This window comes from Providencia sp. Me31A, assembly GCF_050487165.1.
GTDB lineage: Bacteria > Pseudomonadota > Gammaproteobacteria > Enterobacterales > Enterobacteriaceae > Providencia.
In genome coordinates this window covers 163,364-175,953 of record NZ_JBKQGZ010000004.1, presented here as the reverse complement: position 1 = coordinate 175,953, position 12,590 = coordinate 163,364, and the positions used below count along the sequence as shown (strand labels likewise).

Annotated in this window: 15 protein-coding genes; 5 read left to right on the top strand and 10 right to left on the bottom strand. The window is 39.5% G+C overall.

From position 1 onward, the window contains the following. Positions 1–28 precede the first annotated feature (28 nt). Positions 29–499 carry a DUF1097 domain-containing protein gene (locus ACLPIE_RS04810; protein ID WP_430260143.1) on the bottom strand — a complete coding sequence of 157 codons (471 nt, stop codon included), beginning with the start codon at positions 497–499 and terminating at the stop codon, positions 29–31. Positions 500–1,191: 692 nt separating this feature from the next. Between ACLPIE_RS04810 and def the strand changes: the two genes are divergently transcribed. Beyond that, positions 1,192–1,701 (top strand): peptide deformylase, encoded by a 510-nt coding sequence (gene def / locus ACLPIE_RS04805; protein WP_430260141.1) that lies wholly within the window; start codon positions 1,192–1,194, stop codon positions 1,699–1,701. A 40-nt stretch (positions 1,702–1,741) separates the two neighbouring features. Here the strand turns inward: def and fliT are convergent, their stop codons facing one another. The 3 genes from fliT to fliD are packed head-to-tail and all read right to left on the bottom strand — an operon-like array spanning position 1,742 to position 3,979. Continuing rightward, a complete protein-coding gene (gene fliT / locus ACLPIE_RS04800; RefSeq protein ID WP_430260139.1) occupies positions 1,742–2,131 on the bottom strand; it encodes a flagellar protein FliT in 390 nt (129 codons plus the stop codon). Beyond that, on the bottom strand, positions 2,121–2,519 hold the full coding sequence (gene fliS / locus ACLPIE_RS04795; protein ID WP_272573697.1) for a flagellar export chaperone FliS: 399 nt from the start codon (positions 2,517–2,519) through the stop codon (positions 2,121–2,123). The genes fliT and fliS overlap by 11 nt, the downstream gene beginning before the upstream one ends. Positions 2,520–2,536: 17 nt before the next feature. Further along, positions 2,537–3,979, bottom strand: a complete 1,443-nt coding sequence (gene fliD / locus ACLPIE_RS04790) for a flagellar filament capping protein FliD (RefSeq protein ID WP_430260137.1) — start codon at positions 3,977–3,979, stop codon at positions 2,537–2,539. 505 nt (positions 3,980–4,484) lie between these two features. Between fliD and ACLPIE_RS04785 the strand changes: the two genes are divergently transcribed. Then, positions 4,485–5,594 carry a FliC/FljB family flagellin gene (locus ACLPIE_RS04785; RefSeq protein ID WP_430260135.1) on the top strand — a complete coding sequence of 370 codons (1,110 nt, stop codon included), beginning with the start codon at positions 4,485–4,487 and terminating at the stop codon, positions 5,592–5,594. A 91-nt stretch (positions 5,595–5,685) separates the two neighbouring features. Here the strand turns inward: ACLPIE_RS04785 and ACLPIE_RS04780 are convergent, their stop codons facing one another. Next, on the bottom strand, positions 5,686–6,009 hold the full coding sequence (locus ACLPIE_RS04780) for a tetratricopeptide repeat protein (RefSeq protein ID WP_430260133.1): 324 nt from the start codon (positions 6,007–6,009) through the stop codon (positions 5,686–5,688). Between the two features lie 87 nt (positions 6,010–6,096). Next, positions 6,097–6,705, bottom strand: coding sequence for a hypothetical protein (locus tag ACLPIE_RS04775; protein WP_430260131.1), 609 nt, complete (start codon positions 6,703–6,705; stop codon positions 6,097–6,099). 431 nt (positions 6,706–7,136) lie between these two features. Here ACLPIE_RS04775 and ACLPIE_RS04770 point away from each other — a divergent pair, with 431 nt between their 5' ends. Then, entirely contained in the window at positions 7,137–7,850 is a 714-nt protein-coding gene (locus tag ACLPIE_RS04770) for an RNA polymerase sigma factor FliA (RefSeq protein WP_430260129.1), read from the top strand. 207 nt (positions 7,851–8,057) lie between these two features. Here the strand turns inward: ACLPIE_RS04770 and ACLPIE_RS04765 are convergent, their stop codons facing one another. After that, positions 8,058–8,777, bottom strand: a complete 720-nt coding sequence (locus ACLPIE_RS04765; RefSeq protein WP_430260127.1) for a DNA-binding protein — start codon at positions 8,775–8,777, stop codon at positions 8,058–8,060. A gap of 138 nt (positions 8,778–8,915) precedes the next feature. Next, on the bottom strand, positions 8,916–9,362 hold the full coding sequence (locus ACLPIE_RS04760; RefSeq protein WP_430260125.1) for a GNAT family N-acetyltransferase: 447 nt from the start codon (positions 9,360–9,362) through the stop codon (positions 8,916–8,918). A 260-nt stretch (positions 9,363–9,622) separates the two neighbouring features. Between ACLPIE_RS04760 and cbpA the strand changes: the two genes are divergently transcribed. Both cbpA and ACLPIE_RS04750 read left to right on the top strand, forming a co-directional pair. After that, positions 9,623–10,576, top strand: a complete 954-nt coding sequence (gene cbpA, locus ACLPIE_RS04755) for a curved DNA-binding protein (RefSeq protein ID WP_430260260.1) — start codon at positions 9,623–9,625, stop codon at positions 10,574–10,576. After that, a complete protein-coding gene (locus ACLPIE_RS04750) occupies positions 10,576–10,869 on the top strand; it encodes a chaperone modulator CbpM (RefSeq protein WP_430260123.1) in 294 nt (97 codons plus the stop codon). Before cbpA ends, ACLPIE_RS04750 begins: the two co-directional genes overlap by 1 nt. An 84-nt stretch (positions 10,870–10,953) precedes the next feature. Here ACLPIE_RS04750 and ACLPIE_RS04745 read toward each other — a convergent pair whose 3' ends face one another. Together ACLPIE_RS04745 and kdgK are read right to left on the bottom strand one after the other, a co-directional pair. Then, positions 10,954–11,571 (bottom strand): bifunctional 4-hydroxy-2-oxoglutarate aldolase/2-dehydro-3-deoxy-phosphogluconate aldolase, encoded by a 618-nt coding sequence (locus tag ACLPIE_RS04745; protein WP_430260121.1) that lies wholly within the window; start codon positions 11,569–11,571, stop codon positions 10,954–10,956. An 11-nt stretch (positions 11,572–11,582) separates the two neighbouring features. Then, complete coding sequence (gene kdgK, locus ACLPIE_RS04740; RefSeq protein WP_430260119.1) at positions 11,583–12,542, bottom strand: 2-dehydro-3-deoxygluconokinase; 960 nt, start codon at positions 12,540–12,542, stop codon at positions 11,583–11,585. Between the last annotated feature and the right edge of the window lie 48 nt (positions 12,543–12,590).

The window sequence follows — 12,590 nt, the reverse complement described above, 5'->3', positions numbered from 1 at the left end:
GGTTTTTTATTATTTATTAGCCGCTGTATCAGGCGGTTTTTTTTGTATGTAATTTATCTGATAGCCATAAACCACTTTTTTTCATTGTAAAGCCGAATATTATGCCGATCAGTAACGATTTAATGGTCACTAACCACGCCCCTTGACTCGCAAATACGGTACAGGTGCCAATAAACGTCCCCGGAATATAAGCCAGCCACTGTTTCTTTGCCTGTATGCACATCAAAAAGGCAACGATAGCGGTGATAAAATAGCTCACAAAGTTGGGTAAATGCTGTAAATAAGCCCCACTATGTAAAATCATCATGCCCCAGAAAACGCCGCTACTTACGGTGAGCGCGGTAATACCTAGGCCTTTAAGACCCTCTTTGGGATAGGCAAAATAGGCTGTACAGCCAAGAAAGCCAGCCCAACCAATCAGGCCTAAGCTGTCAGCGACCCAAGCCCAAATGCCAGAGAGGATTGCGGTGGTCAAAGAAAGAGAAAATAGTAATTTCACAATAGTCTTTTAAATAAAGTCAAATAATGGTCGTGAAAGCTAAGGAAAACGTATTTTTTACTTTTCCACTTGTTAGGTGATAGTGGTGAGACTCAGTCAAAAAATAAGTTAGAGCTATTCCAGAAAGTGGCGAATTGTATCGATTCAGCTAGTGGATTGCAATTGGTAGTCTATGCCATTTATGCGCTAATAAGCGCTAGATCAACAGCAATCGTTTACCTTTTACTTAAGGGGATTTTTTAATGAGCATATTGTTTATTTTTCGTATTGGTAGATGCTTAAACTTTGAACTCAGAAGATGTGATTTTGCTTAGCCATTAAAATGCCACTTTTTGTCAATTTTTAATGAAGTTTGTTAAATAAAATGGTATTTTTCTAACAAGTCTCGCTGAGCCTTGTTTTTTCAGATAATTTTAAGCTAAATTGTTAATGTCTTTGTGTCAATAACGACGAGTGAAACAATGACATCAAATTTGAAAGTCATTTTTTGCATATTGTTAGTAAACGAAAAAGCCCATAATGTTTTCTATACTTATTCTTTTTAAAAACCGATGAGCAAGCAGATTATCCTTAAACATATTTAATCATATGTTTTGATGTGTTTGTCCTTGCAACTTTGTGCGTATAGATAATTTGGCTGAGCAATAGATTTAATTATTGAGAATAAAGATCGAATTCATAGGATTTAAATTATGGCAGTAAGAGAAATTATTGAAATCCCTGATGAGCGACTGCGTATTAAATGTAGTCCAGTGACAGATTTCGCCGCAGTACAAACATTAATCGATGATTTAATCGATACCATGTATAGTACCGATAATGGAATTGGTCTTGCGGCGACACAAATTGCTGAAACCAAATCAATAATGGTGATTGATATTTCAGAAAACCGCAACGAGCCAATGGTTTTTGTCAACCCTGAAATCGTGGAAAGCGAAGGGGAAACTAGTTATCAAGAAGGGTGCTTGTCAGTGCCGGAAATTTACGCGGATGTAGACCGTTTCCTGCGTGTAAAAGTTAAAGCATTCGATAGGCATGGTAAAGCATTTGAAGTCGATAGCGATGAGTTCTTAGCGATTGTGATGCAACATGAAATTGACCATTTACACGGAAAAGTGTTTCTCGACCATTTATCACCACTAAAACGCAATATGCTGTTGAAAAAATTGAAAAAGCAGCAACGCTTAAAGCAGCAACAATAGATAAAAATAAGTGTCAGGTCCTTAGACCTGACACTCATATTCATTCCATAGGGCGGATGACCAAGGGAGTATCTGGTTCGTCAAATTGACCATAGCTGTTATTTAATTCCCGTTTTTGATCTAATTGCTTAATTTCTTTGCTTAAAAAATTTAAATGCTGTTGTAAATATTCTTTGGTAATGCGTTCATTTTCGATAATTTTATGCAATAGTTGAATAAACTCTTCAGTGATTGGCTGCTGTTGTTCTAACTCTTGCGTTAATTGGGTGAGCTTTTCCACCGCAAGGACATATTCTGTCTCTCGGGAGACCAATGTCTCCCATTCCCCAGATTGCGCTGAGGCAACTAATTCTTCACTTAATACTAAGACATTACGGTATATTTCTTGTAAATCGATAGGATTTTTATTGTCCACCTGATTATCTTTCATCCACATTTGCACCGATTTGTTGCCATGCAGAGGCGATATCGGAGAGTAACTGGTAAACTTCTTGGACATAAGCCACGTTGTTTTCGAGGTTGGCACGGAGTAGCTGCATTGTCATATACTCATACAAACTTGCTAAATTTTCCGCAAGTTCGCCGCCAGCGTCATAATTTAACGATTGCTTTAACCCAGTGTCAATGATGTCGATAGCTTTTGAGATTTCTTTACCTTTTTCCGCCACCTTACCTTGCTGCATAAAAATTTCCCCGCGCTTTAGGGCACTAAGCGCCCCTTTAAACAGGATTTGGATCAGTTGATATGGGGTCGCGTTGGTGATTTCACTCTCCAAATCGACCTGTTGGTAAGCTTGCTGCGCGTGTCGTTGATACATGTTTTTAACCTAAAGTATTAACCTAAAAGTCGGCCTAATGAATTACTGGTGCTGTTCAGTGACGTCATCATTTTATCGAGGTTTTGGAATTGGCGCCGGTACATATCCATAGTGTTTTCGATTTGCTTATTGGTTTGCTCAATACGTTTATCTAAGCTTTTCTTTTTCTTTTGAATACCATCGGTGGCGTTATGTAGTGTACCTTCTTTGCTGTCCAATGTGTCTTTTAAATAGTTAAAGTTTTCAGTGCCAAAACCGGTTTCTTTGCCGTCACCGGCAAAAAATACTTTGACGCCGGATGGGTTTTCTTTGAGTACTTTATCCAACACTTTATTATCGATCTCTAAGGTACCATCCAGTTTTTGCTTAATACCCATTTTGCCCAGAGTATCGATGTCGCCACTCGCTTGTGGCATGCGAACTTGGGTGCGTAGGGTGCTTTGGATCATGCGTAAAGTGGAATCGCCAATCAGTGGACCATTGGTCTTATCGGGCGCAGTCCCTTTTTCCGTTGGCGTGTATTTGGTGAGTTCTTTTGCTAAAGTTTGGAATTCGTTATAAGCATCCACCCACGCTTTAATCTTGTCTTTGGCGGGTTCGATATCTTCAGAAACAATCAGATGGTCGTGTTTCCCGTTTTCGCTTTCTTTTTTCAGCGTTAAGGTTAATCCGGGAAATAAGTCCTTGGCCTCATTGGTTTGTGATTCTAATTTGAAACCATCAATTTCCAATAAGGCGGTTTGTGGGGCCACTTTTTGCACCATACCACTGGTTTCAGCATTTTTTAAGGTAACAACTCCTTTGTCATCTATCACCGACTCAACATTCAAGATGTCAGCCAGTTTGTCATCGCCTTCCACATTGATACTAATACGGTTTTCACTACCTTCTTTTTTAGAGGTGATGACCAGGTGGTAAATATTGTCTTTGTCTTTAATGACCGATGCTGAAACCCCTTTATCGGTTTTATTAATGGCATCCGCAATTTCAATCAGTGAGGTGTGCTCGTTATCCAGTTTGATAACGATTTTATCTTTATCTTCTTTTTGTGACGGTTGAGTGATGGTAATCGTTCGCTCAGGTGCGCCGTTGCCCAGTAATGTTTTGTTGCTATTGTTTGGTGTTCCTTTAGTAGCGATAGTTTGCGCTTTTGCCAACTGGGTGACTAATACATCATGTACACCCGCTACGGCTTTACCATCGGTTTTCACATCAAAGGCTTTGTATTCGCCGTTCACTTTGGTTGTGCTGATATCGCTGAATTTCTTTAAGTCTTCAGCCGCTTTTTTTAGTTTTTCTAATGATGATTGCATTTTGCCAAAAGCGCTAATTTGTGCGTCATAACTGGCTTTTTGGGTGGTCAGTGGCTCTAAGCGACGGCGTTCCATCGCTTCTAGTTGATCCATTTGTACGTTTAAATCTAAGTTTGACCCGATACCGAGTGTAGATATACCTGCCATGTTTTCTCCTACGCTATGTCCGTGACATAAACCCTAAAATAAATCTATTTATACCCGTAATCCTGCAAGTTGCAGTGGTGTTGACTACGCTCAGCTAGCCGAGTCACATAGCTTATCTATGCTCCCCGTCTAACTTCACTTGTCGCCTACCTGCAACTTGAATTAGTTGGGGTATAGGGTTTTATCGGCAAAACGGAGCAAAATTTTAGACTATTCTGAAAAAGAGTAATGGCAAGAACTGATGAGTTAAAAGCAGTTAATTATCATTATTGGAATTCAATAATAAGAAAACTAATAAAAATAAATGAGAGTGTTAAGAATGAGAGCATTAAAAAAGAATGGCGTTAAAAACCGACTGTAGAGCCATTTTCTGCCTTGTGAAGAAAAATTTTCATTAAAAAGCCTAAAGGGGACTTTTTTGTAGCCGATAACCTAATTGCTGACGAAATTCATCAAGTTAAGCATTTCGGCTTAACGCATTAATTTGAATAATAAGGATCACATTATGGCACAAGTTATCAATACGAACATTTTGTCTCTGACTACTCAGAACAACTTAAACCGTTCACAAAGCGTATTAGGTTCTGCAATTGAGCGTTTATCTTCCGGTTCACGTATCAATAGCGCAAAAGACGATGCAGCAGGTCAAGCGATTGCTAACCGTTTCACTGCAAACGTGAAAGGTTTAACTCAAGCATCACGTAATGCTAACGACGGTATCTCTATTGCGCAAACTGCGGAAGGTGCAGTTAACGAAATTAACGATAACATTCAGCGTATTCGTGAATTGACAGTTCAAGCTAAAAATGGAACTAACTCAGATAGCGATATCGGTTCTATTCAAGAAGAAGTTAATGAGCGTTTAAATGAAATTCAACGTATTTCAGAGCAAACTCAATTTAATGGTATCAATGTACTGGAAGGTTCAAAAATGAGCTTCCAAGTTGGCGCTAATGATGGTGAAACCATTGAATTAGATATGCAAAAAATTGATCTGAAAGCATTAAAATTAGATAACTTTGAATTAACAAAATTTGTTACTGTAAAAGATACCGCATTAGATGCAGATGGGATGTTTGCTGCATTTAAAGGTGATGCTGCTAAGGACGATACTACTTTTGCATTCAAAGATGCAGAAGGTGCAACGGTTACTGGGGCAACAATCTTTAAAGATGCAAAATCAGATACTTATTATGCTAAATCAGGTGATAAGTTCTATAATATCTCTACTGATAAAGCTGAAATTCCAGCAGATGGTAGTAATCCAAAGAAAACAGACGTTACTTTTACATTAGGTAAGGAAATTAGCGCGAAAACAGAAACTGAAGCTAAAGATATTAATGAGGCAACTACGAATAGATTAGATGAAGCATTGAAAACAGTAGATACCTACCGTTCTAAACTGGGTGCGTTCCAAAACCGTATGCAGTCTACTATCAACAACCTGAATAACTCTGTTAACAACCTGAGTGCTGCTCGTAGCCGTATTCAAGATGCTGACTTCGCGACAGAAGTTTCTAACATGAGCCGTGGTCAGATTCTGCAACAAGCAGGTACTGCTGTGTTAGCACAAGCTAACCAAGTTCCACAAGGTGTTCTGAGCCTGTTACGTTAATTCGTAATTGGTTGATGATACGGAAGGCCAGCATTGCTGGCCTTTTCTTTATCGAACGGTCGTCATACTTCAAGTTGTAGATGCGTTGGCTTCACAAGGTCACCCGAATCACATACATTAGTATGCTCATCGGGATAACCTTGGTCATAAAAACACCAGTTCTTTGCATTAGGTGATCCATAATTTTATAATTGTTATTTAATGAAAGAATATAAGCATAATTGTAGGCTGTAAGGTTATCGCCTGAAATTTCCCAAGCAAGGCGAGCATGTTTTTCAGCTGAAATATAATCCTGGGATGATAAAAATGCTATACTCATATGATAGTGGCTATCGCTATGCATTGGGCTAACAGATAAGGCTTTTTTGATACTATTTATATAGCCTGCTATATCCCCTTTATCATAAAAACACATTGCTAGTTCAAGATGATATTCAGGAAAAGTATAATCAATTTCAAGTAGTTGATTAAAATATATTATTGCATCATTATGTTTACCTAATTATTTATAGCAGAGACCTATATTATAAATAATTACAGAACGATGCATATAGTGCATGCTATGTTTATTTGATAACTGTTGAAGCCCCCAATTAAGAAGTTTTATAGCTTCATGTGAGTTTCCTTCCCTAAAAAGAATAAGTCCATATCCATTTTTGTTAAATACAGTGAAGAAATTCTTTTTATCTTGCTCTAAATAATCCAATTGACCTGATTGAATAATATTATAAGCTTCCTGTAAAAACTGACGTCCTTTTTGAATGTCGCGTTTATTAGATTTATGATGTCGAAGATATAGCATTGAGAGTGTATAATTTTCTTTAACAATGCTTAAAGGGGCTTCTGACTCCTTGCTTTTAGCATAGTAATATTCTGCCTCAATAGGTTTATTGATACAGTTTTTAATGGTACCAATCATAAGTGCTTGTGATTTTTCGTAATCATCAATGTACTCTAGGCAGTGTTCTATTAGATGGTTGGCACTGTACATATCTCCAGAGTTTATAATCATCTGGATATAGGGTTGAATAATATTAATATCGCCAAGTTTTTCTTTGATTAGTTCATTAACTAATTTAATTTCAGTTTTTATTTTAAATAAGTAACACACTGACTTGATGTTGTTATTAATATAAAATTAATTCAATAATTATATTCTTTATATAATATAGTGGCTGGATTATTTCATTGCTATTATTATCGATACCCAATACTTAGGGCTAAGTGTACTTGTTGTATACCAATAGCTTCATTTATTTTAAGGGAGGGAGAGGGAAGTCTGCAATCAATAGCAAAGTCTAATGTCAAAACCGGCTATTTAATGAAAAAAGCACCTTTCAACAAAACCACCACGCCCACCTACATTACTCGTAAAATCTCCTGAAGTTGGTTAAAACAACCAATAACATCGTAATTATTCAAAGGTGAACTATTTAGGATAAGGCAAATAAGACCACATTTATCGCTTTACTCTGCGGATTGAAATCAAAACCAACACAGATAATGAATGTCTTTTATAAAGCTTGAAGGGTGATTCAGGTTGTGAGTGATTTATATACTGCCGAAGGTGTGATTAATAAAAATAGCCTATGGGAGCGTTATTACCCTCTAATACGCCATGAAGCCCTGAAACTGCAAGTCAGACTTCCCGCCAGTGTTGATATTGATGATTTAATTCAAGCGGGGGGCATCGGTTTACTGCATGCATTGGAACGTTTCGATGTTACTCAAGGTGCATCGTTTGCCACCTATGCGGTGCAGCGAATTCGTGGGGCGATGTTAGATGAATTGCGTAGCCGCGATTGGGTGCCGCGTAGCGTACGCCGTCAAGCACGTGAAATGACAAAAGCCATTGGTGTGTTGGAGCAATCGCTGGGGCGTAGTGCGACTGAGCCGGAAATTGCTAAAGCATTGGATATCGATCTTGCGGAGTATCGTCAAGCGCTACTAGACACTAATAATAGCCAGCTGTTTTCTTATGATGAGTGGCATGAGGTTCACGGGGAAAGTTGTGAGCCCAAAATGGATGAGCAAGATGGTGGTAACCCGTTGAGTTTACTGCTAGATTCCAGTTTGCGCGATCAAATTGCAGCAGCGATTGAACAATTGCCTGAACGCGAGAAGATGGTGCTGACGTTGTATTATCAAGAAGAACTAAATTTGAAAGAAATTGGCGCAGTGTTGGATGTGGGGGAATCGCGAGTGAGTCAACTTCACAGTCAGGCGATTAAACGTCTTCGAGGGCGCCTTAAGTGATGTTCGTCATGCTTCGCATTGTGGGGGGACTGTGCTCGGCTACTCGGGTCACATACTTGTGTATGCTCCCGAGATATCCTTTCAGGTCTCCTACCCACAATACAAATTAATTAGCGTATTAACACAAAAGATATTTGCAAAAAGCAAACTCCATCTATTCTCTACAATATTTGTGACTTGCTGCATATCTTCTGTGTTATCCAGTCACTAAATGCGAATGATGCCACTTTCTTTTTTGATATATTCGATACATACCTTTAGAAGCGATTCGCAATAAAAAACTATAAAGTTCAGCTCTTCATCTAACCATTGGCCTAGCTGTGCTTCGCTGACGGTATAAAGGTCATTGTTGTAAATCGGAGGTTGTGTATCTTCCTCATCAAAATAACAACCTATTTTCTCATCATATAATATGGTTCCTGCTAATGCATAATACGTTTCAATGGCATTATCGAGGGTATTGATGGCATCAATTTTTGCATTTGTCATTACAGAAGCATTAAGTAGGTAATCCCAAATATTTTTGGGGCAATGTGCTCGTGTATGAGTCAAATAAAAATGTTCTAAGCTGCTTTCTTCAATTGGCTCGGGGTAAGGGATAATAAAAGAAGAATAGGTGAACGTGAATTTTTTAGTCAGCAGACCTTCAAGATTTGTGATCATATTTTCTTCATGTTCATAATCGGAATATAAAGCATGGGATAAAATACGCAGGTCAAAATAACACTTCATTTTGTCCATCATTGTATGGGCATTCGATACGGCATAAACAGTCTGTTTTACTGTTTTTTCATAATCATCAATACCTTCGTATTCCTTAAAGGTATCAAAAGGGATAATTCGGCGTCTATTTGCTACCTTAACGGCGCGTACTCTTAAAAGGATAATAATAAAAATAAGAAATAAGACAGCTAAAAAAAACGACATATTGCATCCTAACTAAATGTTTTATGCGCTATTCCAAGATAACTATGTCACTATAGATGGTGAAATAATACAAGCTAAAAATAATACGCTATTTCCTGATTAAGAGACAAAAGAAAGGTAACGTCAATAATCTATTTATCATTCCTCGCTTGTTAATTTAGCTAAAAAGGTCTGCACCGTGGTGTGCCAAGCTCTAGGCGATTGAATGAACCCCAATCTTAGGTACTCGGTTAGGTTGCTGTCGGTGGAGAAAAATAAAATTTGGCAGTCGGCAGGGAGTTCTTCAGCAGCAAGACGCATCAAATGGCGGTCGATACCGTGTTTTTGATAATTGGTATCTATGGCTAGTTCACATATATAGCAGCAAGAACTAAAATCGGTGACCATTCGCACAAAACCTACCACCTGTTCCTCATCCCACACACTAATCAACAAATCCGCATTATTCAGCATTGCATCCAATCTATTTAGGTCATCGATAGGGACGATTTCTTTAAACGGTGACTGGCGCACTAAGCGAATAAAATCTTCAATGGATATGACATAATTTATTTTATAGGTCAGGCGGTTGGCGATGGCATCCATAAATTTTCCCTAGCAAAATGTGGACTCTCTTATAGGTTTAGCGCTAAAAAACAAAAATTTCCTGTTTTTGTGGCATTTTATTTATTAGCATCGTCATTATTCACCAATATATTTAATATTTATCATTGTTCTACTATTCCAATTACTATGTAAATGTCTTAACTTAAATTCAAGGTAAGTCGTTATGTTTAGCCCATGCGAACAGTAAGGCTAAATACCATATGAACTCTATTCAACAGACAAGTGAACGAGATATGACTATGGAATTAAAGGATTATTACAGCATCATGGGTGTAAAGCGCACCGATGATTTGAAAACTATTAAGACCGCGTATCGCCGTTTAGCGCGAAAATACCACCCTGATGTCAGCAAAGAACCCGATGCAGAAGCCCATTTTAAAGAAATTGCAGAGGCGTGGGCGGTGTTAAGCGATAAAGAAAAACGCGCAGAATATGATGAAATGTGGGAACACAGAAATGACCCTTATTTTAACCAATCTAACCAAGGTCATGGTTATTCCCAACAAGGCCAAGGCTTTGGTCAGCAAGGGTTTGATGCGGGTGGGTTTGATGATATTTTCTCATCGATGTTTTCTCAACGTGCACGCGGTGGTAGTACAAGACAGGCTCGCAGCCGACGTGGTCATGATCTAGAAGTTGAATTGGCTGTTTTCCTTGAAGAAAGTCAAGAGTCACATAAGCGTACCATCAGTTATAACTTACCAGTCTATAACGCTTTTGGCTTTATCGAAAACGAAGTTCCTAAAACACTCAATGTAACCATTCCTGCTGGGGTAATTGATGGGCAGCGCATTCGTTTAAAGGGGCAAGGTACTGTCGGGGAGAACGGCGGTGAAAATGGCGACTTATGGATAACCATCCGTATTGCACCGCATCCATTGTTCGATATTAAAGGCCATGATTTAGAAGTGGTTGTCCCATTAGCTCCTTGGGAGGCTGCACTTGGGACTAAAGTCACCATACCTACCTTAAAAGACCCGATTGTGATTACGGTTCCCGCCAATAGCCAAGCGGGGCAAAAATTGCGCCTCAAAGGTAAAGGACTGATGCATAAAGGCCATACAGGTGATTTGTACGCCATCATAAAAATTGTGATGCCTGATAGCAATAATGCGGAATCTAACGCACTGTGGCAGAAATTGGCGGAGGCTCAACAGAGTTTTGACCCACGTAAAAATTGGGGAGGCAAATAATGGAACAGTTAACATCATTAACCGTTATTGATTTCTGTATTCACACGGGGATTGCGGAAGAGGAATTACAAGAAATTGTTGGGCTTGGGATAATTCAACCCATTGAAACCGCTAATGAATGGTTATTTGACGACCATGCTGTGATCATCGTGAGAAGGGCGGTGCGCCTTTATCATGAATTAGAAATTGACTGGCCAGGTATCGCTATGGCCATGAGCCTGATGGATCAAAACGAGCAGCTACGGCGTGAAAATGAGATGCTGCGTTTGCAGTTAAAACGTTTTATTGGCTAGTGTTATCCATAGGCGATATATCGCTTAGCAAAATGCCCTTGCCACGAGTAAGGGCATCATCACTACAAGCCGACTTTAGCTTAATTAAATGGTTGCGGCTTCGGCAATTAACTGACCAAGCTCTAGCCAGTTTTCATTATCAATAAGGGTATTTGACACCATCCATGAACCGCCGCATACCAATACAGACGGTAATGCGGTGTATTCTTTAATATTTTTCACACCAATACCGCCCGTAGGCATAAATTTAACGGGGTAAACGGCGCTGAGTGCTTTGAGCATTGCTACTCCGCCAGAGGCTTCGGCTGGGAAAAATTTTAAAGTGGTGAGATTAAATTCAAGAGCTTGTTCCACTAGGCTTGGGCTATTCACGCCAGGAATGATAATAACCTGTTTTTCTTGGCAATAGGCCACAATTTTCGGGTTAAAACCTGGGCTAACAATAAAGTCCACTCCCGCTTCAATGGCTTGGTCAACTTGCTCTGTGGTTAACACGGTACCTGCTGCTATTAGCAAATCAGGGTAGGCGGCACGCATATTTTTAATGGCTTGTACTGCGGCAGGGGTACGAAACGTCACTTCGGCACACGGAAGGCCATTTTCAACCAACGCTTTTGCGAGTGGTGCACCATGTTCTGCATTATTGATAGTGATCACGGGAACAACGTTGAGTTTTTTAATTCTTTCAATCAGTTGGTTCATGGTTAAGCCTCTTAACATGTTTCTAAAGCGGTGGTTGGCATGGCCTCGGATGGAATAATCGCTCCCCGGTGTTGGATGACGGTTCCAGCCAGTAAATGACCTGTTTTTGCTGCATCACATGGGCTACCACCTAGAATACGGCAGGCTAGGTAACCGGCACTGAAGGAATCCCCTGCGGCAGTGGTATCAACAACATGGCTAATTTTATTTGCAGGGACGTCAATGCGCTCGTTGTCGATAACAACAAAGCAGGCATCGGCACCGCGTTTAATGACAATTTCTTTAACGCCATATTGTTGGGTACGAACAATACAGTCGGTTTCATGAATATCACCGTAAAGCAGTTGTTCGTCATCAAAGGTCAGAAAAGCAATATCAGTTAGGCTTAAAATTTGCTGATAAGCCTGTTGTGCAGCTTGTTTCGAAGGCCAAAGTGCAGGGCGGTAGTTATTATCGAAAACAATTTTTGCGCCATGCTGTTTGGCTTGTTGCAACATGTTTAATAAAAGCAGACGTGAGTGTTCAGGTAAAATGGCTAAACTGATGCCACTTAAATAGATAAATTGTTGTGAGTTAAGTAGTTGCTGAGTGTGTGCTTTTTTATTGTCATCAAGGCAAATTGCATCAAGCCAGAATTTTGCTGCGGCGTTATCTCGCCAATAGAAAAATCGGCGTTCGCCATCAGCGGAGGTTTCAATTAAATACATACCCGGTAGATGTTTATCTGAAATAAACACCTCATCGGTATTGATCCCCTCTTGCTGCCAACTCGTTAGCATTTGTTGGCTGAATGGGTCTTTCCCTAAACCGGTGATGTAACGAGTTGTCACACCTTGGTTTTTTGTTAAGCGAGACAGGTATAACGCAGTGTTGAGCGTATCCCCACCAAAGGTTTGCTTGTACAGCTCCCCTGACTTTTGCAATTCAACCATGCATTCGCCAATGACGGCAACTTGCGGATGTGTACTCATTTTCACCACCTGCGCGATTACGGCTTAGTAAACTCTTACTAACTTGAT